At 62.4% G+C, this 21,247-nt stretch carries 19 protein-coding genes, 1 pseudogene and 1 riboswitch; of the genes and pseudogenes, 4 read left to right on the top strand and 16 right to left on the bottom strand.

The window, feature by feature from the left end:
* Nucleotides 1–62: 62 nt before the first annotated feature.
* The 3 genes from YUU_RS0136990 to YUU_RS0136980 all read right to left on the bottom strand — a co-directional run bounded on the left by YUU_RS0136990 (nucleotide 63) and on the right by YUU_RS0136980 (nucleotide 1,803).
* Nucleotides 63–380 (bottom strand): hypothetical protein, encoded by a 318-nt coding sequence (locus tag YUU_RS0136990; protein WP_027526845.1) that lies wholly within the window; start codon nucleotides 378–380, stop codon nucleotides 63–65.
* A gap of 211 nt (nucleotides 381–591) precedes the next feature.
* A complete protein-coding gene (locus YUU_RS60515; protein WP_198031891.1) occupies nucleotides 592–756 on the bottom strand; it encodes a helix-turn-helix domain-containing protein in 165 nt (54 codons plus the stop codon).
* Nucleotides 757–915: 159 nt separating this feature from the next.
* Complete coding sequence (locus YUU_RS0136980) at nucleotides 916–1,803, bottom strand: VOC family protein (RefSeq protein ID WP_027526843.1); 888 nt, start codon at nucleotides 1,801–1,803, stop codon at nucleotides 916–918.
* 179 nt (nucleotides 1,804–1,982) lie between these two features.
* On the opposite strand from YUU_RS0136980, the gene YUU_RS0136975 reads away from it, so the two are divergent.
* Nucleotides 1,983–3,170: a CaiB/BaiF CoA-transferase family protein gene (locus tag YUU_RS0136975; protein WP_027526842.1), complete on the top strand. Its 1,188-nt coding sequence runs from the start codon at nucleotides 1,983–1,985 to the stop codon at nucleotides 3,168–3,170.
* Nucleotides 3,171–3,193: 23 nt separating this feature from the next.
* On the opposite strand, the gene YUU_RS0136970 is transcribed toward YUU_RS0136975, so the two are convergent.
* The 6 genes and pseudogenes from YUU_RS0136970 to YUU_RS0136945 form a co-directional block, all read right to left on the bottom strand.
* Nucleotides 3,194–4,342, bottom strand: a complete 1,149-nt coding sequence (locus YUU_RS0136970; protein ID WP_027526841.1) for an amidohydrolase — start codon at nucleotides 4,340–4,342, stop codon at nucleotides 3,194–3,196.
* A gap of 104 nt (nucleotides 4,343–4,446) precedes the next feature.
* Nucleotides 4,447–5,535, bottom strand: a pseudogene (locus YUU_RS52950) (mandelate racemase/muconate lactonizing enzyme family protein).
* 165 nt (nucleotides 5,536–5,700) lie between these two features.
* Nucleotides 5,701–5,955, bottom strand: a complete 255-nt coding sequence (locus tag YUU_RS0136960) for a DUF1127 domain-containing protein (RefSeq protein WP_027526840.1) — start codon at nucleotides 5,953–5,955, stop codon at nucleotides 5,701–5,703.
* Between the two features lie 491 nt (nucleotides 5,956–6,446).
* Nucleotides 6,447–7,712 carry an MFS transporter gene (locus YUU_RS0136955; RefSeq protein ID WP_027526839.1) on the bottom strand — a complete coding sequence of 422 codons (1,266 nt, stop codon included), beginning with the start codon at nucleotides 7,710–7,712 and terminating at the stop codon, nucleotides 6,447–6,449.
* 314 nt (nucleotides 7,713–8,026) lie between these two features.
* The gene (locus YUU_RS0136950) at nucleotides 8,027–9,403 is read right to left on the bottom strand and encodes a SagB family peptide dehydrogenase (protein ID WP_027526838.1); all 1,377 of its coding nucleotides are present in this window, start codon (nucleotides 9,401–9,403) and stop codon (nucleotides 8,027–8,029) included.
* A 93-nt stretch (nucleotides 9,404–9,496) separates the two neighbouring features.
* Nucleotides 9,497–11,743 (bottom strand): TOMM precursor leader peptide-binding protein, encoded by a 2,247-nt coding sequence (locus YUU_RS0136945; RefSeq protein WP_027526837.1) that lies wholly within the window; start codon nucleotides 11,741–11,743, stop codon nucleotides 9,497–9,499.
* Between the two features lie 890 nt (nucleotides 11,744–12,633).
* Here YUU_RS0136945 and YUU_RS0136930 point away from each other — a divergent pair.
* On the top strand, nucleotides 12,634–13,503 hold the full coding sequence (locus YUU_RS0136930; RefSeq protein ID WP_245288212.1) for a VOC family protein: 870 nt from the start codon (nucleotides 12,634–12,636) through the stop codon (nucleotides 13,501–13,503).
* A gap of 140 nt (nucleotides 13,504–13,643) precedes the next feature.
* On the opposite strand, the gene YUU_RS52945 is transcribed toward YUU_RS0136930, so the two are convergent.
* From YUU_RS52945 to YUU_RS0136910, 5 genes are all read right to left on the bottom strand, one after another.
* A complete protein-coding gene (locus tag YUU_RS52945; protein ID WP_371260545.1) occupies nucleotides 13,644–13,928 on the bottom strand; it encodes a hypothetical protein in 285 nt (94 codons plus the stop codon).
* Complete coding sequence (locus tag YUU_RS59245) at nucleotides 13,918–14,187, bottom strand: hypothetical protein (RefSeq protein WP_156944713.1); 270 nt, start codon at nucleotides 14,185–14,187, stop codon at nucleotides 13,918–13,920. The genes YUU_RS52945 and YUU_RS59245 overlap by 11 nt, the downstream gene beginning before the upstream one ends.
* 177 nt (nucleotides 14,188–14,364) lie before the next feature.
* Nucleotides 14,365–15,153 (bottom strand): ABC transporter ATP-binding protein, encoded by a 789-nt coding sequence (locus YUU_RS0136920; RefSeq protein WP_027526833.1) that lies wholly within the window; start codon nucleotides 15,151–15,153, stop codon nucleotides 14,365–14,367.
* Nucleotides 15,147–16,085 (bottom strand): ABC transporter permease, encoded by a 939-nt coding sequence (locus YUU_RS52940; protein WP_371260546.1) that lies wholly within the window; start codon nucleotides 16,083–16,085, stop codon nucleotides 15,147–15,149. The genes YUU_RS0136920 and YUU_RS52940 overlap by 7 nt, the downstream gene beginning before the upstream one ends.
* 101 nt (nucleotides 16,086–16,186) lie before the next feature.
* Nucleotides 16,187–17,317 carry an ABC transporter substrate-binding protein gene (locus YUU_RS0136910; RefSeq protein WP_084801717.1) on the bottom strand — a complete coding sequence of 377 codons (1,131 nt, stop codon included), beginning with the start codon at nucleotides 17,315–17,317 and terminating at the stop codon, nucleotides 16,187–16,189.
* 417 nt (nucleotides 17,318–17,734) lie between these two features.
* Between YUU_RS0136910 and YUU_RS0136905 the strand changes: the two genes are divergently transcribed.
* Together YUU_RS0136905 and glyA are read left to right on the top strand one after the other, a co-directional pair.
* On the top strand, nucleotides 17,735–18,064 hold the full coding sequence (locus tag YUU_RS0136905; RefSeq protein WP_027526831.1) for a hypothetical protein: 330 nt from the start codon (nucleotides 17,735–17,737) through the stop codon (nucleotides 18,062–18,064).
* 468 nt (nucleotides 18,065–18,532) lie between these two features.
* A riboswitch (ZMP/ZTP riboswitch) is annotated at nucleotides 18,533–18,618 on the top strand.
* 34 nt (nucleotides 18,619–18,652) lie between these two features.
* Nucleotides 18,653–19,945, top strand: a complete 1,293-nt coding sequence (glyA, locus tag YUU_RS0136900) for a serine hydroxymethyltransferase (protein ID WP_027526830.1) — start codon at nucleotides 18,653–18,655, stop codon at nucleotides 19,943–19,945.
* Between the two features lie 228 nt (nucleotides 19,946–20,173).
* Here glyA and YUU_RS62585 read toward each other — a convergent pair whose 3' ends face one another.
* Together YUU_RS62585 and YUU_RS52935 are read right to left on the bottom strand one after the other, a co-directional pair.
* Nucleotides 20,174–20,410: an HGGxSTG domain-containing protein gene (locus YUU_RS62585; RefSeq protein ID WP_305728044.1), complete on the bottom strand. Its 237-nt coding sequence runs from the start codon at nucleotides 20,408–20,410 to the stop codon at nucleotides 20,174–20,176.
* Nucleotides 20,411–20,439: 29 nt separating this feature from the next.
* Nucleotides 20,440–21,105 (bottom strand): hypothetical protein, encoded by a 666-nt coding sequence (locus YUU_RS52935; protein ID WP_063621793.1) that lies wholly within the window; start codon nucleotides 21,103–21,105, stop codon nucleotides 20,440–20,442.
* Between the last annotated feature and the right edge of the window lie 142 nt (nucleotides 21,106–21,247).

Raw genomic sequence — 21,247 nt, 5'->3', positions numbered from 1 at the left:
CCATCGCTCTTGAGGAAGTCCCCAAGCAGGAGTCTTGTTTGACGAGCTCGTGAAGGTGGGAATCAGTGGCCGGCTGCTCTGTCGAGAAACTCAAGCAGAGATGGCGCCACGTCGTCGAGTTCGACGAATCGCCGGCGAATCTCATCAGCGATGTCGGCAGTCACATCGCGCGACCATCCCTCCATCGGATTGAAGGCAACGATGCGGACGGGATGTTCGTATTGGCCCTCGACCAGGTGCCGCATCAGCGTGGTGCGATTTGCGTCCTCTTCGGCAGTCTCACACCAGGCACACCCGAGCCGGCCGCCGAAGTCTTCAAGCACAAGATAGACGTCATGGTTGACCGGCGCGTGCGGCACGATAGAGGGTGAGCGACTCATGGGGTCTCCGCCAGGAAATTTTGGCTTCGCTTGATGTCGAGAACTTTGAGCCTTTGGAGTGAGAAAGCGATGGATATAAAGGGTTAGTCGTGGCCGACGCCGCGCATTGCGCTGCAACAGATCGGATGTCGTTCGGGTGTCGAATGGCTTAGACGGACGACCGCAAAGTTGCGGCGCGGCCATCCAGACCTTTGGCGCGTGGCGACGACGGCTACTTCTTCAACAGTATTCCCACCGTCCGCGCCATCCGCCTCACCGAGCCGGCGTGACGGCCCAGTTCGGCGGCAATCTTCGATGCGCCAACTCCCTGCCGGGCGAGCCTGACCAATCGTCGGACTTCCTGCTCGGTCCATTGCTTTGGCTTCGGTGTTTTCATGGCGCTGCGCTCGACCGGCACCAGTTAACCAGTGAGCCCAGTGGCGAACACTTGGGAAATTTACGGGTAGCCTCCACGCGCGGACATCATCCTTCTGATGATGCAATCGAGGGAACGGCGCACGAGCCGGCCATTGCCAGGCGCAATGCCTGTTGCGCCCTAACCCTCGTATTGGTCCGGTCCCATCGTCCAGAGCGATTGATCGTGGCCGAACGCGTAGTTGCGGTTGGTCAGCGCCGGATTGCGATTGACCATCGGCCGCATGAACATCGGGTGGGTCGCGCTGCGCACCTCGTGCTCGACCGTGAAGAGATGCTTGCCGCTGTCGAGATCGACGATGTCGCAAAACCGATACTGGTATTGATTGTCCTCGCGGGAGATCAGATTGCGTGCCGATAGCCTACGGTAGGGGCCGGAGAAATCGGTGATGTACATCTGCACATGGTGGCCGTCATAGTCCGGCTGGGGCCGATCGGTCTCGCGGAACAATAGATGCTGGCCGCGGCCCGTCTTCACGGCGGCGACCTGGCCGTCGCCGTTCCTGAGCTCGGCGGGCATGCCCATGATCTCGGGATAGAAGGCGCAAATTCCAGGCCCAGATCCTGCCGGCACCTCGAATTCGACATAGGGAATGCCGAGTGCGATGCGCCCGAAGCGCGCGGCGTCCGGTTCATGGCAGCGCAGGCGATTGCCCCACGGACAGGTCGCCTCGACATAATCATTGTGCTCGGTGAACGCGAACGCCGTGCCCTCGAGCTTTTTGGCGACCGATGACAAGCGCTGTAGCAGCGCTTCACGGCCCGCGATGACCAGCCCGATATGACCGCGCAGTACCTGCGGCTTGCCGCTCGGCAGGTGAAACTGGCTCTGACCGGCATTGATCCACATGTTGGTGTCGGACACCATCAGATACGGATCGCGGGTGAGCCCGAGCCCCGCGACATAAAACAAGGTGGCGAGGCGCTGATCCGGGACCTGGACGTTGACGTGCTCGAGATGGATCGCGTTGCCGAGATCTTCAGTGGATCGATCAAATTGTTGAGGCATGGATGCGGCTCTGGGTACGATGACGGACTGACCATACTAGAACAGAATTTCCGTCAGCCGAAACCGTCAGCCGATCACATCTGCGGGCAAAGCACGACGCCCGTTGCCACCTTGCCGCGGCAGCCAGTCCCTGTAATCTGGCAAAAACATAGGGCAAAAGACGACACGGGAAGGCATCGATGGGGAGAGTTCTGGAGGGCGTGCGCGTTCTCGATTTCGGGCGCTATATCGCGGGGCCGTATTGCGCAACGCTGCTGGCCGAATTCGGCGCCGAGGTCATCCGTGTGGAAAAGCGCGACGGCAGCGAGGATCGCTTCGTGGCTCCGGTCGGCGAAGGCGGTGAAGGCGCGCTGTTTCTGCAGGTCAACCGCAACAAGAAATGCATCACGCTCGATCCGATGAAGCCGGAAGGGCAGGAGGTGATGCGCCGCCTGGTTGCGAGCGCGGACGTGGTCGTCGCCAACCTGCCTCCACAGACTCTGCGCGCGATGAAGCTCGACTATGACTCGTTGAAGGCGATCAAGCCCGACATCATCCTGACGACAGCAACTGCGTTCGGCGGGCCGGGACCCTGGTCCGACCGCGTCGGCTTCGACGGTGTCGGCCAGGTCATGTCGGGTTCGGTGTACATGACGGGCACCGGCGATCCGCCGTACCGGGCCGCGGTGAACTGGGTTGATTTCGGAACCGCGCTGCATTGCGCGTTCGGGACACTTGCCGCGCTGATCGAGCGCGGCAAATCCGGACGCGGGCAGATCGTCGAGGGCGCGTTGCTTGCAACCGCGCTGTCCTTCACCAATGCGACGCTGATCGAGCAGGCCGTGATATCAGTCAATCGCGTTCCGACCGGCAATCTCGGCCAGACCGCAGCTCCAGCCGACATCTACCGCACCAAGGACGGCTGGGTGCTGTGCCAGGTCACGGGTCATCCGCTATTCAAACGCTGGGCCAAGCTGATGGGTGAGGAGGAGCAATGGCTCGGCGATCCGCGCTTTGCCGATGATATCAGCCGCGGCAATAACGGCCCTGTCATCAGCGAGCGGATGGCGCGCTGGTGCGCCGAGCGCACCACGCAGGAGGCCGTCGACACGCTGGGACGTGCGATGATTCCGACCGGTCCCGTCCTGAGTCCGCAACAGGCGTTGGATCATCCGCACATCCGGGCCGCCGGATTCATGCAGGATGTCGACTATCCAGGCTTGCCGAAGCCCGCACCGGTGACACGCGCTGCGGTCCGGTTGTCGGAAACGCCGGGTGAAATTGCAGCGCGCCCGCCGACGCTCGGCGAGCATACCGATCTCGTGCTGGCCGAACTCGGCTACGATGAGGCTGCGATTGCAGCGCTTCGGCAAGGCGGCATCATTTAGCGGATACGGCCAGCGATCGATCGCTAATTCGAAGCCAGCGCCGTCTTGGCGACCTCGGCCATCCAGCTTGATGCCACCGGCAAGATCGCATCGTTGAAATCATAGCGCGGGCCGTGAAGCTCGGCGCCGTCGCGCAACGGCCCGTTGCCGATCCAGACGAAGGCGCCAGGGCAATGTTGCAGGTAGAAGGCGAAGTCCTCGCCGGCCATGCTGGGGGCGAGGTCGTGGCGCAGCGGCGCCCGCGCCTTCTCCGCGGCGATCCGCGCAAGACCAGCTTCCGCTGGCGTATTGACGACCGTGCCCACACCGAGGGTGATGTCGGGTGTGACCTTGACGCCAAAGCTCGTGGCAATGCCGGCGCAGGTCCGCTCGATGCCTTTGACGATGACATCGCGCACCGCGTCGCGATGATTGCGCAGCGTGCCGCGGATCACCACGCGTCCGGCGATCTGGTTCGCCGCCGTGCCGCCCTCGATCGTGCACAGCGACAACACGGCGGTGTCGAGCGGGTCGACATTGCGCGCGACGATCGATTGCAGCGCAACGATCAGGTGGCCGGCAGCAACAACTGGATCGCGCGTCAGATGCGGCATGCCGGCGTGGCCCGCGTGTCCCTCGATCGTGAGCGTGACGCGTCCGCCGGACGCCATGACAACGCCGTCGTGGACCGCGATGGTGCCGGCGTCCAGCCCCGGCCAGTTGTGGAAGCCGAAAATCCGCGTCATCGGAAAGCGCTCGAACAGACCGTCGGCGACCATCGCGCGCGAGCCGCCAAAACCCTCCTCGGCCGGCTGGAAGATGAAATCGACCGTGCCGCTCCAGCTTGTATCGGCCGCGAGCAGCGCCGCCGCGCCAAGCAGGGATGCGGTGTGGCCGTCATGTCCGCAGGCATGCATGACGCCTTGATGGCGCGAGGCGTAGGCAAGCCCCGTCTCCTCACGGATCGGCAGCGCATCCATGTCGGCGCGCAAGCCGACGCGGCCTCGCGCCGATCCGCGCGTCAGCGTCGCGACGATGCCGTGGCCGCCGATGCCGGCTTCGAAGGGAATGCCGAGCTCGGCAAGCCTGTCCTGCACGAAGGCCGACGTCGCCTTCTCCTGCAGGGACAGCTCGGGATGGGCATGCAGATGCTGGCGCCACGCGGTCAGTTTCTGGTGAAGCTCAGGTGTCAAGGCAGGTGTCTTTCGGATGGTGCCGGCACCGCCACCATAGCCGAATCTCTCATCTGCACATCCCCGCACGCCGGAATGCCTCGCGTGCAACAAAACGCTTTCCACTACGGCGAAAGCTGTGCCAGCCCCTTCCAGTCGAAGCCGATGCCGTGTCCGGGGCGCGCTGGCGCCAGCGCCATACCGCGGTCGAGCACCAGCGGGTGCTCGATATAGCGGTCGAGCCCGAAACCGTGCGCCTCGAGATAGGAGCGGTTCGGGCAGGCTGCGAGCAGGTGCACGGTGATGTCGTGCGCACCGTGGCTGGTGACGGGCAGGTTGAACGCCTCGGCGAGCCGCGCGATCTTCATGAAGGCGGTGACGCCGCCGCAATTGGTGACGTCGGGTTCGGGATAGGACACCGCGCCCGCGGCGATGTAGTTCTTGAACTCCCACAGCGAGCGCAGATTTTCGCCGGCCGCGATCGGCACGCCGCCGGACTTAAGGATGCGGGCATGGCCGGCGACGTCGTCGGGAATGATCGGCTCCTCCAGCCAGGTCAGATCGAACGGCTGCAATGCGCGGGCGGCGCGGATCGCCTCCTCGACGCTTCATTTCATGTTGGCATCTGCCATCAAGGGAAAGCCGTCGCCGAGATGTTCTCGCATCGCCGCGACGCGCGCGACGTCGGATTTGAGATCGGGCCGGCCGACCTTCATCTTGATGGCGCGATAGCCCTTGGCGAGATTATCGTCGGTCTGCTTGAGAAGCGCTTCGACGGAAAGATCAAGGTCGATGCCGCCGGCATAACAGGGCACGCTTGCATCGAAGCCGCCGAGCAGGCGGAACAGCGGCCGGTCCGCGCGGCGCGCCTTCAGGTCCCACAGCGCTATGTCGAGCGCGGAAAGCGCGAGCACCGCGGCGCCGCCGCGTCCGCCATAATGCAGGCCCCACCAGACGTGATGCCAGATCGCTTCGGTATCGTCGGCCTCAAAGCCTTCGATCAGCTCAGGGATTTCGCGTTTCAGGATATCGGTGATCGCGCCGCCATTGCGGCCGACCGTGTAGGTGTAGCCCGTTCCTTCCGCGCCATCGGCATCGCGCACGCGGCAGGTGATGAGCTCGAACGCCCTGATCTCGCCATGCGTGCTGTCGGAAAGGATGACGGGGAGGGGGATCCGGTAGAGTCCGGTCTCGGTCGTTGCGATGCGTGCCATGCTTCCATCCCGGCTTTTTCCTCGCAGGCTAGGCTGCCGGGCGCCGCCCGGCAATGCCGTCGTTGCAGGAATTCGCCGGAGCCCGAAAGGCAGCAGCGCGATGAGCTCGATGTTCCATCAGCTACGCAAGACGGGGGCGATCTCGCGCGCCGTAGGCTGCGGACGTCAGACCATCATTGGCGGGATCGATCGGACGCCGCGCGGGTCGATATTTGGGTTCGAGGCGACGTAGTCGATCTCCCCACGCGAAATGCCGATGTCGATCAACTCCCTGTCGCCCAGATCGGACAAGGCGGCCTGCAGTCGCGCGCGTTTGCGCCGCTCTTGAAACGCCTCCCAATATTTTTCGAGAAAGCGGACGACGCGCCGGGCAGAAGCGAGCCGCCTGTCCAACCGTGCTGCATTGTAGGTCGTGCTCATGGCGCAATCTCCGGATACCCAACTGCCGGCACGCGCATCATCGCCGCCGCATCGCTAGCGGGCCGTCTTCAAAATCGCCTGTGACCGCAACATGGTTGGCTTCAATTGAGAGCGCGCAGCCAACACTTCTATCTGGCGGAGGCAGGCGTAGCTGCTGCAACGGTCAGGTCGAAGGCAACCTCGATAGCTCCGATCCAGAACAGCTTCGTGATGGAAATCTCCTGCGCAGAAAATTTCGCAAGCCGACTTCCGTCAACGACTTTAGCTCGCTGCCGCGGGGTTCATTGTGAGCGAATTCACATGCAGCAGAGAATTTCGAACGCCCGCGACAATTCGTCTCGCCGAAAATATGCAAGCCCGCTTCGCAAGAGTTGTGCGTCAGATTTATTCAACCGACAGCGGCCGTTGCGACGCTTGACCGGAACGTAGTTTCGCCGCGCGCGCGTTGTTTCGATCGCGGGCCGCCGGGTGCGAAAGCCGCGGCGTTCCCATCAACTCATGCGCGGCGATGACGTGCTCGGCGACGTATAGGCCAGGAAAATCAGCGTGCCGATCAGCAGTGCCGCGGCCATGAACAGCAGCACCGCCGGCAGCCCCGCGAGCGCCGCCACTGCGCCGGTGGTCGACTGCATCAGGGCCGCGCCGAGGAAGAAGGCGAGGTTCACCGCGGCGAGTGCCTTGCCCGCAACTTGCGCGTCGACCAGTTGCCGTGACATGCCGAACAACAGCGGCTGCGCGGAGGTTGCAAGGCCGATGAGCACGAACAGCACGAGGTCGTATTGAGGCGGCATGACAGAAACGCCGAGCAGCTGAGAGACCGCGTAGTGCGGCGCGCCGAGCGCCATCAGCGCGAGCAGGAATGCCGCGACGAGATGCGCGCCGGCGACCAGCTCGCGGCGGCGACCGAGCCTGCGATCGACGATGCCGATGCAGAGCGGGCCGACGATCATCGCGATCGTGAACGCGCCGAGCTGGTTTCCCGCCTCGACCCGCGACAAGCCCTTGATCTCCATCAGCCACGGCCCACCCCACAGGCCCCGCAGCACCAGCGAGGTCGCAAGCGACACCAGCGCGAGTGCGATCAGGCCACGCAAGGGGCGTGAGAACCCGAGCCGCAGCACCTCGATCATCTGTGACAGGGGCGAGGAATCATCCTTGTGCTCGGCCGGCTGGTTCGGCACCAGCGCGAACACGGCGAGCGCCACCAGGATGCCGGCCAGCCCAGAGATCCAGAACCCGGCGCGCCAGCCGTAATGATCGACCACGAAGGCGAGCGGGCTCGACGACAGCAGCATGCCGATATTGCCGATCGAGAGGATCGCGCCCGACCACAGGCCGAACCGCGCCGCCGACAATTGCTTGGCAGCGAGCGTCATCGGGCACATCAGCATGCCGGAGGTGGCAACGCCCAGCAGCAATTGCCCGAACGCGAAACTTTCCGGCCCTGTCGCAAAGCCGGAAGCTGTCGCGCCGACCACGGTTCCAGCGAGCAGGCTGAGCGACACCGGGCGCACGCCAAAGCGATCCATCGCCGCGCCGACCGGGATTTGCGCTGCGGCAAAGGCGAAATGATAGACCGAGGTGAGACTGGCCAGCGCCTGCGGGTTGACGCGGAAATCCGCCGCCATCAGATCGAGGCTGACAGCCGGGATGGTGCGCAGCAAGGTCGAGAGCATGTGTCCGCAGGCGAGTGCGATCAGCGCAAAGATCAGCGCGCGGGTGCCAACTCCCGTTTCCTCCGTGGCCACCGCAGTCATGAGCGTCCCGTCCCGGCAAGGGTTTTCGGTGGCGTTACAAGATTGGGGAGCCCGTGCCAACTGCGGTAAAGACAGCCCCGCTATTCCGGATGGTGGCTTTCCGGGTCTTCAAAGAAGATCCGGAAGCGGGGTGGCCTAAGCAACGTCATGTCTGCTCTGGCCCAAAGCGGACATGGACGACGCCTAGGCTAAGGCCAGCTTCTGACCCTGGTGGTGTGAAAATGCGGTGCTGCTACGATTCTCCCGTGACTCGTTGGGGAATTGATGAGGCGCTTCGGAGGACGCGGATCGTGGGCGGCGGACACTATCAACGCTCAAGCCGCCGCCAGCGGCTTCTTCACCCGTCCGAGCGCGAATTGGCCGACTGGACTCTCGACGTGAAAGTCAAGCTTCGTCATTTTTGCAAACAGATCGATATTGGTGGTGCCAATGGCGCAGCCGCCAAGGCCCATATCAGTCGCGGCGAGATAGAAGGTTTGAATCAGGGCGCCGACGTCCTTCAGGATCAGCGAGTATGCGATTGAACTGTATTTCCAGGAGATTCGCCCAAAGCGCGCGGCAATGGTGATCAGGACCTGCGGCGGACCGGGCGCGTCCATGGCAAACTTGGCCGCCGCAGAGAGCGCCTGGAGCTTTTGGGGGGAGGCATCGATCGCTGCCAAGGCATGGCCGCCCGCGTCGTAGTGGTAAAATCCGCGTGCAAGCCCCTCACAGTTGGAAATCGCAAGGTACAATTCCAGCTCGTAGGCGCTGCCCGCTGCGGGATAGGGTCTTGTGCTGTAAGTAACTTCGGGACCGCCGTCCAAATTCGCGCCGCCCTTCCATTCCGACAGTACGCGGGCTGTGGTTTCGAGAAACTGCGCCAGCTCGGCGAGCGTGAGCGGATGCTCGTCATCGAAATCCCGCATCGAATGGCGTTCGCGCAACAGCTCCGCGAAGGGCGAGATCGGCTTCGGCGTGGAAAATTTGCGGAGGTCGATCTTCTTGCCGGGCCAAGGCGGACGCACTGCCGGCAGCGGTGGAACTACGCCCGCATAGGCGAACGTGCCGCCAACCGGATTGGCATGCCGGCCCTCCGTGCTCCGCGTGTGAAACACGAGATCGTGGAAATCCCAAAGAACAAGATCGCCGTCACCTTCACCCACGCGAAGGCCGTCGCCGTCTTTCCCACTGAGCTTGATCAGCAGCTGGCTGTCGAGCAGCAATCCGAGCAGATCGAGGTTTGGGAAGGCCACATGGCGGCGAAACTTGCTGATCTTTTGCGGCCGTGAAAGGGCAGCGATGGTGGCGGCAATGGCGGGATCGCAAATCCGAAACAGCGCGCCGGCGCGCGGCGATTCCAGGACCATCTCGTTGCCGTGCCGACGCAGATAAGCAAAGCGCGACAGCACGACGGTATCATCGTTCCCAAGCTTTGCGCGTTGCGGCCAGTACTCGGGGACCTGCGGCTCGATGATTACGAGGTCCTGCTCGTCACGCGGAGAGGATAGGCGGTATTCGAGAAGTCCGTGCCGCGCCAGTCGCTGCACCAGGGCATGAACCTGCCTCGCGACGACTCCTTTGCCGGCAAAGGAGGCCAGCGGCAGGCCGGTGGCGAGGTGTCCCGCACGGTCGATCGCAGCCGCGCTGAACTGTCCCAGATTGACCGAATAGCCGCTCAAGGCGGCGGCGATGCTTCCGTCTGCCTGCATGTGAAGGGAAAAACGACCGTTCACTCGGGCGGTGATGACTGGTGCGATCTTCCTGGCCGGCTTTTTCCGCAAGTTGCGCAACGATGCCAACCTTCAGGTGTGTGGAAGGTACGGAGTAAGTTCGCTTTCCAGTCGCGGGCGATCCAGCAATCGAAGCTTCACCGGAACGTCGTAAAGCCGGCCGGGCGCGAAGCGGCGATAGAAATGCCGCAAGCCCGGAACGAGCACCCTGACGACGGGGACCTCGACGTCGGGCCGCGTCTGGTCGAGCACGAGGAAATCGTATCCTGCGCCGGTCGCTATATCGATACAGGCATTGACCTGGTCGCTCGTATTGTCGTGAACCTTGAGGCTCGGTGCCGGCGGGACGATCGGATTGTCGCTGGGGATAAGAAACGGATAATCGTCCAGCCGCAGCGGCGTGACACCGTCAAGCGTCGGCTTCTCGCCACTTCCGCCGCCCATCATGCCAATTGACATGAACTGGGTCAGCTCGGTCAGGGAACGCAGCAGGGCTATGCGGCGATCGAAATGCGAGCCGGAGCCGAACTCGATATTTTCGTGTCCGTTCTGCATCCAGTGCATGATCGCCACGTAAGAAGGAATGCCGAGATCGCTGGTGATGTCGAGCACCCAAAGCCTGCGTCCCGCATCGGCAAACTGGGCTTGCAGATCCCGGACATAGGAATCGTCGAATTGAGTGAGGTCGACCTCGGCACGCTGCAGCCGGTTGTACCACCAGATAGCGTAGGCATCGCGCTCGACCAGTTCGAGGAAGCCCTGCACGATGGCTTCCTCGCGGGTGTTGCCGGCTGCGCATCCATTGGAATCCGTGTGGAAGCCGCCATAGAAGAAGTACAGCAAGCCGGTCGGAAGATATTTGAAACGCTTGTCGCGTAACGACCAGACCGGCGACCACTCGGTCCTGGTCGACGGATCGAGCGGCTCAGGAACGGGGTGTGAATCGTCCGGCTGCAGCGAATGCCTGTTTTGAAACTGCATGTCGCTGAAAAGCTGAACATCGTTGGGAAGAAGGGCCTGACCAGGAGCGAAATCGGTAAAGCGGCGCTTCGTCCTGATCTCGTCACCCTGGAAAATGCCTGAGTAGCGCTCGATCGCCTCCATCAGCGCGCTGGCTTCGCCCTGCTCGACTGTGGAGCCCTTGCCGAAGCTGCCGCCGCTCAGTCCCGACCTCAGCTCGTCGACGCTCAAGGCCGGCGCAGAGAAATTGTGGTGAGCGAAAAAATTGGTGTTCATCGGCAGATCGGCCTCGATCCGCTCGAGCCGCGAGACCACGCCGGTCAACGGACTTACATGTTTGCGGAAGCGCGCCACGGTGGCTCGAGACGTCACGGTGCGATATCCGCCGCTGGTCATGATGAGCTTTCGGCCCTCGGCAATCTCGATCGACGTCGCCGCCCGGCGCGGACTCTGCAGCCTCTTGCTGCCGCAGGTTGGACATTGCGGGCGACGCGAGACATAGTGCTTGGCGATGACCGCGCCAGTCAGGTCGAAGCTTGCAATGTGATCGCGCAGGTCGGTGCGAAAACCCGAGGCAATCGCTTTCGCGATCTCGACGGCAGCAAAGTGGACAGCGGTCTGTCCAACGGTGTCGTGGACCAGCGGCGATATGGCGACCGGCTCCGCCAGTCCGCGGTCGAGAAATCCCTTGATTTCCCGATTGCGTATCATGCGATCGAACAGGCAGGTCCAGCAGGCGCTCTCGCCCGGTTTGAAGAAGGGGCCTACCAGCGGAAATACGCCGGACGGTTGCACGAGGATCCAGGGCGTCCTGCCCGCTACGCGCTCGCGGTTCATCTCAGCCAACCGCCGGTCAAGATAGTCGTTCACCAGCGTGATCGTGAGCGCAGGCGAGCGCTTGGCCATTTGAACGCCGAGTTTGCTTAAGGCCGCGCTCAGATCCTTGGCGCCTTTGACGTCGATCGATTGTACCCGCACGGGGCAATCGCGCAGATTCTGTTCCGCGACCTCAGGAGGCAGGCCGAGGCTCGCCCAATAGCCGGCGACCGCGCCCGTGAATGCGGGCGATGCTGCCGTGGTGGCATAGCGGCGTTCGACCAGCCGCCCGATCGCTTCCTCGATCTTGTTCGTCGGAAAGCTTCTTGAAAGCTGGCGGATGATTTCCGAAACCGCTCTTCCGTTGCTTCCGATTGCAGCGGCCAGCGCACAATAGAGCTCGCCGTGCAGGAAGTACTTGCGATCCTCGGAATAGAGGCAGACCGCATCGGGAGGAAGTGCGTAGGCGGTGTAGTTCGGTGCGAACCGCAAGATGTCCTTGCGGGTCTGCCTCGCAACGCGGCTCTTGCGATTGGCTGTCATCGGGTCAGCACGCGGATCTTGTTGTCCATCATCTCAGATCGCCAGTGCGCAACGAGCCGTTTGCTCGCCCACAGGAAATCTTCGATTGATTTGGAACACACCCGCTCGTCCCCGGCAAGCCGCCCACCGCAATTACTGCGAGCGTTGCGACCAAAACGAGAAAGCGGCCGGGTCGCTTCCGAGCCCGGCCAACAAGAGGCTTGCCGATACACGATCGAACAGCGCGTCGCCTAGCACCAGCGGCAGCGGCCCCACGATGCACAGCAGCCCGCGCAGGATACTACGGCGCAACCTACCACGGCACATCCGGCACATCGACAACCGACGCCGCATCGGCAACCTCTGCAGCCGCAGCCTCTGCAACCACGGCAACCGCGACAACCGCCGCATCCGCGCCAAGCGACTTGTATGCGACTGCTAGCGTCTTCCTTGTCGAAGAGATGGAAGGTGGCGAGGCTGACGTCAGTCATTTCCTCTTCATCGAGGGTGATCGCATGCCCTGGTGAAAAGTGCGATCTCTGCTGAATGTCGCCTGTTGGTACGGCCGCTGCTGATGCGCTGCCGGCGAGCGAAAAAGTTAGTCCGGCGGCTCCCAACGCCGGCACGGCGGCCTTGGCTACGCGCTTCTTCTTCGACGCTTGCTTCACCCGCTGCATGGTCGCATCCTCCGAATGTTGCAGGAAGGATATCCACGGGATGAAAGTCTACGCCGAGCGGAGAGGGCAGGCAAGATTCACGAACATACCAAAATGCAGTAGCGCGCTCGTTCAGATTGTATTCATCTTCATGAACGGGGTCGCCTTTGATCCCTCGTCCCGCCTGCGCTGCGGGCTTCAGTGCGCGACTGATGCAGTGCCGCAATTGTCTCCTGCCTGAACGGAGAAACTGGCTTGGTCGATCAACCCGGACACTTCGCCTGGTACGAACTCATGACCACCGACGTCGCGGCAGCCCGCGCCTTCTATGGCAAGGTTGTCGGCTGGGACGTGAAGGACGCCTCGACGGCAGGATTCGCTTACACTGTGGTTGCCGCCGGCGATTCTCCGGTCGGCGGTCTCATGGAACTGCCGGAAGAGGGACGGCAATTGGGGGCGACACCGAGGTGGGTCGGCTACGTCTCCGTCGATGACATGGATACGAAGGCCGCGCAGATCCGCCGTCTTGGGGGCGCCATTCTGGTATCGCCGACCGACAGCAATATCGGCCGAATTGCAGTGGTCGCCGATCCGCAAGGAGCGACGTTTGCGCTGGTCACCGGACTGACATATGGCCAGCGGCAACCCGGCGGGTTGGACCAGCCTGGGCGCGTGGGCTGGCATGAGTTGCTGGCTGAAGACCGAAACAAGGTCTTTGACTTTTATGGCCAGCTCTTCGGCTGGCAGAAGGCCTACGGCGAAACCGATCCGGCAGACCTGTATGAATTGTTTTCGGCGGCCGGGCAGATGATCGGCGGGATGCTCACCAAGCTTCCGAGCGTATCGCAGCCGTGCTGGCTCTATTACTTCAATGTCGACGACATCGGCGCGGCGGCCCAGCGCGTCAATAGTGGTGGAGGCCGGATTCTCCAGGGTCCGATCGAATTGCCTGATGGTTGCTGGATAGCGCGATGTGCCGATCCTCAAGGCGCCCTGTTTGCCCTGCAGGGTGCTCGCGGTCAAAAAGGCGCCGAGCTGCCTTCCGCCTCGAAAGTCGGTTGGACCGCCAAATGGGGTGGCATTGCTTCACAGGGCAGGATCGTGCTGCCCAGGCCGAAGCGCTAGGGGCGCCTGCATGACGAAAGGGCCGATCGCTTGAAGCGATCGGCCAAGTCTAGGGACGAAACGCCCGTCGGGCGCGGCAAGGCGAGCGAATGCTCAACCGATCGCCTAATGTCATCCGCTCAACTGACACAGCCTATGATCTAGGTCACATAAGAAAGTTGAGCAGGGCGAACGAACTTTCTTCGCCCGGTGATCGCGCCCGCGTGCTGTCCGCCTGCTTGCGAGATTCCGTGCAGCGCCTCCGCGGCACCGTCGCCTGGCCTGCACACGGCGATATCGCCGAGCGCGATGATTCCGACCAGCCGCTTGTCGCGATTGAGCACGGGCAACCGCCGCACCTGGATGTCGGCCATGTTGCGGGTAACGGAGAGCAGATGGATTTCGTCGAGGCCATGGACCTCAATGACGAAGGCCTCATTCAACACCACTGCGTCTACTAGGGATGGTTCGGCTTCGGCGTTCTGCAGCGCGACGAGTATCACAGGGCGCCAGATGCGTGACGGCCGTGTGTGTGCTGAACGTCACCGTGGGCTCGGCCTTTGTTGCGACAAAATAGATCGCAATGACGATGGCCGCGGCTGCGACCAGCGCCGTGAACAGCATGCCATAGGGACGAGCCTGTCTGGCTTCCGTCGTCTCGGCGACGTCGGGCTGGGATGGTTCGGCTGGGCCTTCGCGTACCATGATCGCGTGTCCTTCACAGGGATGAACGACCGTGTGACGCCGGGCGCGCGCCTTCGTTCCTAACGAATTCGGAATACGGAACTTCGCGTCAGTCTTGTTGGGAAGACGGGTGTTGCCGATCGAGGAGACGACATATGCGTGTTCCCGCCAAGATAGCAGGCCCACGCGACGCGACGGCTACCATGCCTCATCGAGGCCGAGATGCTCGAACACTTCGCGACGAAGCTCAACGAAGTGCGGATCGCCCCGGTGGCGGGGATAGGGCTGGCTGTTGACTATTTCGGCTTTGATCCGTGCAGGTCGGTCGCTCAGCACGATGACGCGGCCGGCGAGCAAGAGCGCCTCCTCGACATCGTGCGTGACCAGCAGCGCCGTGAAGCTCGAGCGCTGCCAAAGTGATACAAGTTCCGCCTGCATCGCGATGCGGGTCAGCGAGTCGAGCTGGCCCAAAGGTTCGTCGAGAATGAGCAGCTTCGGGTCGTTGACAAGCGCACGCGCCAGAGCCGCGCGCTGCGCCATGCCGCCGGAAAGCTGGTGCGGGTAGGCATTGGCGAAGTTCGTGAGCCCCACCAGGCGCAAGGCGTTTTCGACACGTCCGCGATGGGTGCGCAGCAACCCACGGGCTTCCAGGCCGAGCGCAACGTTGCTCCACACCGTCCGCCATGGATAAAGCGTGGGGTCTTGAAAAACGACGACCCGCGACGGATCGGGTGCTTCGATCTCCCGTCCTTCCGCTAGCAGGGAGCCGGCCGTTGGAGTGTCGAGCCCCGCGACCAGCCGCAGCAAGGTCGATTTTCCGCACCCGCTCGGTCCCAGGAGAGCGACAAATTCGCCGCGGCCGACCTGCAGGCTGATGCGGTCCAATACCGGCAGGGGCTGGCCCTCGAGATCGAAGCGATGGCTCACCTCGCGGAGCGTCAGCGTCGATCCGCGGACCGCATGATCGCTTGCGGTCGCCGCTACCATCGCACCAGGCCCTTCTGCCAGGATAGCAGACGGTCCCGAAAGCGGAACAGCAGCGTAATCAGACCGGAGCACAAGAACGCCATGAGCAGCAGCGCGGCGTACATATTGGCATAGGCCGCCCAACCCTGCGCCCATTGCAGATACCAGCCGAGCCCTGCCTTCACGCCCAGCATTTCCGCTACGACAAGAACCGCAAACGAATTGCCAAGGCCCATGAACAGGCCAACGAAAACGTGCGGCATTGCCGCCGGAATGGCGACCTTGAGCACGAGGAAGCGCTGGGTTGCTCCCAATGTCCGCGCGATATCGTAATAGGAGCTCTTCACGCCGGCGACGCCCGACCAGGTGAGCACGGTAACCGGAAACCCGGTGGCGAGCGCAATCAGGAAAATGCTGGCGCTGAAGCTGGACGGGAAAACGAAAAATGCGAGCGGCAGCCAGGCCGTCGCGGGGAGCGGCCCGATGAACCGCAAGACTGGGTGGATCCAATAACCGGCGAGCCGCGACCAGCCGATCGCCACGCCGGTCACGAACCCCACTGCCGCACCGAGACAATAACCGGTCGCGAGCAGACGAGCTGAAGCGAAGATACCTTCAGCCAGCCGCCCCCAATCATCGATTGCGACTTCGACGATGGCCTGCGGCGGCGGAAAAAACGGCAGCGGCAGTAATCCGAGCTTTGCTGTGACGACCTCCCAAGCCGCCAAAAACAGCGCCAGCGCGAACAGCCACGGAAGAAGCCGCTGGAGACGCTGGAAAGCAACAAAACGAACGCCGGCAAGGGTCGCCAAGGCAAGGGCAAGCGCGAATGCGCCGCAGGCAATAGCGAACGCGCCCGTGTAGGCCCAATCGCTTTCGAGCTTGTCCGGCCAGAACGCAGTGAGCGCGGCGACCATGGACCATGCGGCGGCCACCGACAGTCCGCCAATCAACGACCGGGTTGTTGAACTTTCAAAAAAGCCGAAACCCGATTTCTCTGATGGCCTCGGCACTTCATTGATGACCGAGCTCACTGCGGATCTTCCCAATCGGCTCAGCTTAGAACGTCAAGGTAGATCCGGTCGGCGAACTTGGCCGGGTCGGTGCTTCGCTTGATGACGTTCACTGCCTTGAGTTCATCGGTGTAGAGCAGAAGTTGCTTCTTGAGCTCCGCCCCGACGGGATGATTGTGGTGAGTATGGCTGCGATACATCGCGGCGAGATCCTCTACGGACCCTCTCCCGCCGTAGCCTGAATAGATTGCCGCGGCATCGGCGGGATCGCTGGCAACTCGGTCTGCCGCCTCCAGTATCGATCGTGTCAGAGCAGCCGCCACCGGCATTTCGTTTCGGGTGAGGCTGCCACGTATCGCGAGAACGCAGCAGGTGCGATCGACGAATTCACCCGTCAGGTTCGTTGCGATCTCGTTGAGCTTGCCGTCCTTGAGCCACAGATAGGGTAGTGGATCGATCTCGGCCAGCGCCTGCACTTCGCCCTTGTCGACGGCAAGCGCGAGCAGATTGGCCGGGTACTGACGCCACTCTACCTCCTGGGCCGGATCGATGCCCTTCTTGGCGAGGTAGATCGAAAAGAAGTTCTTCGCAGGGCTCGCTTGATCGCTAATCGCGATAGCCTTGCCGCGCAGGGACTCCAGGCTGTCAATGTTGGCAGCCTTGGAGCCGAGGAGCCGGATGCAGCCGCCGTGCACACCAGCGGTGATCCGAACGTCGAAGCCTTGCTCCAGCGGCTTGAGCCAGCGCAGGGCCAATCCCAAACCGGCATCCGCCTTGCCAGTTGCAATCGACTCCAGCAACTGGTCGGTCGAACCGCCGAAATTGACGAAATCGACATCGAGGTTGTGTTTGGCGAAGATACCCCGTTCCTTTGCGACTGGCGCAGCGACCGTGCAGGCTGCGTTGGCGTTCCAGGCTAGCTTGAGTTGGCGGGGCGGGCCCTGCAGCTCTTCACCGTTCGCGGCGGCGCGACAAATAAAGGGCTCGCCAGGAATATAATTCAGCGACCCAGTCCCTGATACCGTCAGCGCGCGAGCCGCTCCGAACATCCCAAATGGCGCCGCGGCGCCAAGGGTACAAACCAACGTCAGCACCGAGCGGCGGGAGAAAGCGTCCCGCTTCGTTTCGGACAGACCTTTCGTCAAGCTGTTGCCAATTTCGCGCTTTTCCATGTGTCGCTCCCAAACTCGCGTGTGAATGGAAAAAACCCATCGGAACCGGGTGGCGCTTTGCGGGGCCTTAGCTCGCCTCTCTTTGGTTGGGCATCATCCGAGCCCGTCTGCTACACAGCTATGAAGAGGTTCACATTAACGCAAAAAAATGCAGGGAGATAGCTGCGCGGCGATTGAGGCTCTCGTCAATCGTGTTGACCTACTCGCGGCAGCGTCCGTCGCATTTGATAGCGATCGGCGCGCGATGCCTATCTAAAGCCGAGTCCAGCATGCTCTGGAAGGGTCGGCTCGTCGCAGCAGAACGGAAGTGACTGGTTAGGCTTTGCGCCTTTAACCAATGTCGGCTTCCCGCGTCGCTTGCTTGATCGCGGGAATGCCATCAATGTTGCGCCGGGGGCGTCCTTGCAAGGAGGTCGCATGATCACCGCCGTTGTACGATACAAACTGCCACCGCAGATCGACTACGCCGCGTGTCACGAGCACTTTCACAAGATCGCACCAAACTTCCGCGAAGTGACGGGGCTGATCAGCAAGCACTTCCTCTGGTCCGAAAGCGGCTGGGCCGGCGGCGTGTACCAGTGGGAGCGCATCGAGGACGCCAAGGCGTTCTACACCGGGCCCTGGCTCGAGGGCATCATCCAGCGCTACGGCATGAAGCCGCAGATCGATCTATACGAGGTCTTTGCGGTGACCGACAACGCGCGCGGCAAGATTGAGCTGTTCAAGGAGACCGTTGCCTCCAAATGACTCCGAGCAGATCTCGCAGCAAGTGCTGGCGGCTCAACATGTCGGCTAGTGAGGATAGACCGGCGCGAAACGCGACCGAGAATTATTTCCGCGAGCTGGGAGCGAAGCTACTCAGCGGCGCTTCTGATCCGCAGCGGCTCGTTGCGCTTTGCGCAAGCAACGCGCTTGATATGGACATAGCAGCATTCTCACCCTCATCCAACGATTCGGAGTTCGCTTTTCCGGGAACGCCGCTGCCGGAGCCGCATTGAACTTTGCTTGTTGTGAGGTCGCGTGACGACTTCCGGGATTGGCTCAGAGCCGAAGGACGCATAAGCCGTTGCCACGCCCGTTGTCCGCAGCGGACCGGACATCGGTCCTCGGAATTTGGGTCTCAACGTCTGAGCGTCGAAATATCAGCTATGAACCCTTGCGAGCTCTCCAAGGATTGATTAGCCTTCTGCTCGCGATGAGCCTTGAAGGCTCATTCGTCCCCCGCGCGACTGGCGAGCTTACGTGGAATTGACCACGGTGAAGCGCGAAGGGTTCTAACGCCGTTCGCCTGGGCACCTTTCAGCTGACCATTCAGCGTCTTAAGGAGCCCGGACCATGCCCTCATTCCGCAACGAACTCCACCTCTATGATTCTGAAGTTGCCCTTGCTCTCGAAGGCGAGGAGCGCCGTCAACAAGACGGCGTTGAGCTGATTCCTTCCGAGAACTACACCTATCCGGAGGTTCTCGAGCTGCTTGGATCAGTCTTCACCAACAAATATTCCGAGGGATATCCGGGGCGCCGGTATTATGGAGGGCAAGAATTTACTGATCAGATAGAGAACCTTGCTCGACAGCGAGCCTGCGCGCTTTTCCGCGCCGAGCATGCCAACGTCCAGCCTCTGTCGGGGTCGCCAATGAACCAGGCCGTGTATCTGGGCCTGTTGAAGCCTGGAGATACGATATTGGCAATGGACCTCTCACACGGCGGTCATCTCACGCATGGCGCGCCCGTGTCCCACATGGGGCGGCTGTTCAACTTCGCTCGCTACAAGACGCACCCTTCAAAGGGCGGCGCCATTGACTTCGATGAGCTCCGCGCAACAGCCCGGCGCGCCCGCCCGAAGTTGGTGCTGTGCGGCTACAGCTCCTATCCGCGCGACCTGGATTACGCCTCCTTCAAGAGCATCGCCGATGAAGTGGGTGCACTTACCATGGCCGACGTGAGCCATTACGGCGGCTTGATCGCCGGCAACGTTCTGCGTAATCCGCTCGATGCGGGTTTCGACATCATGACGACGACCTCACACAAGACACTTCGCGGGCCGCGCGGGGGAATCATTCTTTGTCGTCGGGAGTTTGCCGGAAAGATCGACGCGTCTGTGTTCCCCGGACTGCAAGGAGGTCCGCACATGAACGTCGTGGCCGCAACCGCCGTAACGCTGAAGAAGGCAACAACGTCCGACTATCAGACCTACGCACGGCTGGTCATGCGCAATGCGAAGGTTCTTGCCGAAGCGCTGATGGAGCGCGGTATGAAGTTGATTACAGGCGGGACTGACAATCACATGATGGTCGTGGATACGGTGACGAGCGCCGGGTTGGACGGCGGTGCGGCCGAAGACATTCTCGACGCTGTCGGAGTGACCGCAAACAAGCAGATCATTCCCGATGATCCGCGTCCGCCGCTCAAACCCAGCGGCATTCGCCTCGGTACGCCGGCAGCGACCACGCGTGGCATGGGTGAGCCCGAAATGCGGCTTATCGCCGAACTCATCGCAGAGTCTCTCAGGTCGAAGGGCGATGCGGCAGTGGTAAGACGGCTCAGAGCGAAGAGCGTCGAGATGTGCCGCGCGTTCCCTGTCCCGGGGATCGCGCTGCCGTCCAAGGTGGGTGGACCGATGAATTAAACCGTCGCTCCCGCAAAGGGCCGCGACGTCAAGGGCCCATGCACGACGAAAGGGCCGATCGCTTGAAGCGATCGGCCAGTCTAGGGAGGAAACGCCCGTCGGGCGCGGCAAAACGAGCTAACGCTCAACCCTAATGTAGTCTGCTCAACGGAGACGGCCTATGAACTAGGTCACACAAGAAAGAGTGATCGACTTGACGCGAGGCAGCCCGAGTTGAAGGAGGCGGCATCACGTGAGTTCCCTGAGCAGTCTCCGCGCCTCATCCAACAAGTCCCGAACTTGCTTTTTCCCGGCGATGCCCTTCTTCGTGAACAGCCCATGCTTCCGCGCATTCCTGTTTCCCCTCGGCGCGCCCGATCCCGCCGCGCCGCCGTGCATGCGGCAACGCAGCTTGCCGTGCACCGCCGGCGCACGGCAGGACCGGTCGCTGCGCGTTCTGGCGCCGCAACGCGGGCTCGCCAGCATCGCGCTCGTACTGCGGGCGTGACCGCCGCTCATGCAGTCGCGTCTTGCCTTGCGGCGACGTGCTCCCGTTCGCCGACAATTGGCATCGGGACCGTCCGCGCCTCCGCCAGCGCGGCAACGGCGCCCGACCGCGACACGATCATGTGCGCGTGCTGGGTGACGTTGCCGACGATGGCCTTGCCGCCGTCCTGCACCGACAGGTTTTGCACGGTGATGGCCGGCTCGCCGTTGTGCCGGTAACGGTTGAGCGCCTCGATCTGGGCCGGAAAAATGCGCACGAGCTTGCCGAGCGCACGGGCGGCGCTATCCTGGTTCTGGATGTCGCCGGCGCGGGCGAGATGATGGGCACTTCGCATCGCGGTGACGTGCACGGCGACCATCTGCGCCGCCAGCATGGCCTCGATGGAGTCCCTGGGCTTGATGGCCTGCATCATCGAGATCATGAAGGCGAGATTGGCGTGGTCGAGCTTGTTGCCGTTCACGCTCGCCTTCACCAATTGCTTGAGGATGCCGTACATGGCGTCGCTGTCGGCGACCCCGAACGTTTCAGCCATCAGCCGTTCGCCTGCCTCCGGATCCGGATGGTCGATCGAAATGCCACGCTTGGAGATCTTGATGCGCGGGAATGCTGCGGTTTGGGGGTGGTCGGGCGCGGCGAGCGCTGCCGCCGTGTCGTGGTCTGAAGATGCCGTCATGTCGATGCTTCCTTTGGGTCCGCGCAGGCGCGTTGAGCGGATGCGCGCAGGGCCGATCGTCGCCCGCGGCCCGCCGGACCCGTTGCTGATGTCGATGAGGATGAGTAGCGCGCAAGGTATCGCGACGCGCCGTTGCCGCGCA

It is taken from the genome of Bradyrhizobium sp. Ec3.3 (genome assembly GCF_000472925.1).
Taxonomy (GTDB): domain Bacteria; phylum Pseudomonadota; class Alphaproteobacteria; order Rhizobiales; family Xanthobacteraceae; genus Bradyrhizobium.
Note: the sequence above shows the minus strand (reverse complement) of the source record. Positions and strands in the feature narration are given on the sequence as shown.

Excerpts from the sequence above, each read along its gene's own strand:
- YUU_RS0136990 (WP_027526845.1), bottom strand. The coding sequence starts at position 380 with ATGAGTCGCTCACCCTCTATCGTGCCGCACGCGCCGGTCAACCATGAC.
- YUU_RS60515 (WP_198031891.1), bottom strand. The coding sequence starts at position 756 with ATGAAAACACCGAAGCCAAAGCAATGGACCGAGCAGGAAGTCCGACGA.
- YUU_RS0136980 (WP_027526843.1), bottom strand. The coding sequence starts at position 1,803 with ATGCCTCAACAATTTGATCGATCCACTGAAGATCTCGGCAACGCGATC.
- YUU_RS0136975 (WP_027526842.1), top strand. The coding sequence starts at position 1,983 with ATGGGGAGAGTTCTGGAGGGCGTGCGCGTTCTCGATTTCGGGCGCTAT.
- YUU_RS0136960 (WP_027526840.1), bottom strand. The coding sequence starts at position 5,955 with ATGAGCACGACCTACAATGCAGCACGGTTGGACAGGCGGCTCGCTTCT.
- YUU_RS0136955 (WP_027526839.1), bottom strand. The coding sequence starts at position 7,712 with ATGACTGCGGTGGCCACGGAGGAAACGGGAGTTGGCACCCGCGCGCTG.
- YUU_RS0136950 (WP_027526838.1), bottom strand. The coding sequence starts at position 9,403 with ATGCAGGCAGACGGAAGCATCGCCGCCGCCTTGAGCGGCTATTCGGTC.
- YUU_RS0136945 (WP_027526837.1), bottom strand. The coding sequence starts at position 11,743 with ATGACAGCCAATCGCAAGAGCCGCGTTGCGAGGCAGACCCGCAAGGAC.
- YUU_RS59245 (WP_156944713.1), bottom strand. The coding sequence starts at position 14,187 with ATGGTACGCGAAGGCCCAGCCGAACCATCCCAGCCCGACGTCGCCGAG.
- YUU_RS0136920 (WP_027526833.1), bottom strand. The coding sequence starts at position 15,153 with ATGGTAGCGGCGACCGCAAGCGATCATGCGGTCCGCGGATCGACGCTG.
- YUU_RS0136910 (WP_084801717.1), bottom strand. The coding sequence starts at position 17,317 with ATGGAAAAGCGCGAAATTGGCAACAGCTTGACGAAAGGTCTGTCCGAA.
- YUU_RS0136905 (WP_027526831.1), top strand. The coding sequence starts at position 17,735 with ATGATCACCGCCGTTGTACGATACAAACTGCCACCGCAGATCGACTAC.
- glyA (WP_027526830.1), top strand. The coding sequence starts at position 18,653 with ATGCCCTCATTCCGCAACGAACTCCACCTCTATGATTCTGAAGTTGCC.
- YUU_RS62585 (WP_305728044.1), bottom strand. The coding sequence starts at position 20,410 with ATGCTGGCGAGCCCGCGTTGCGGCGCCAGAACGCGCAGCGACCGGTCC.
- YUU_RS52935 (WP_063621793.1), bottom strand. The coding sequence starts at position 21,105 with ATGACGGCATCTTCAGACCACGACACGGCGGCAGCGCTCGCCGCGCCC.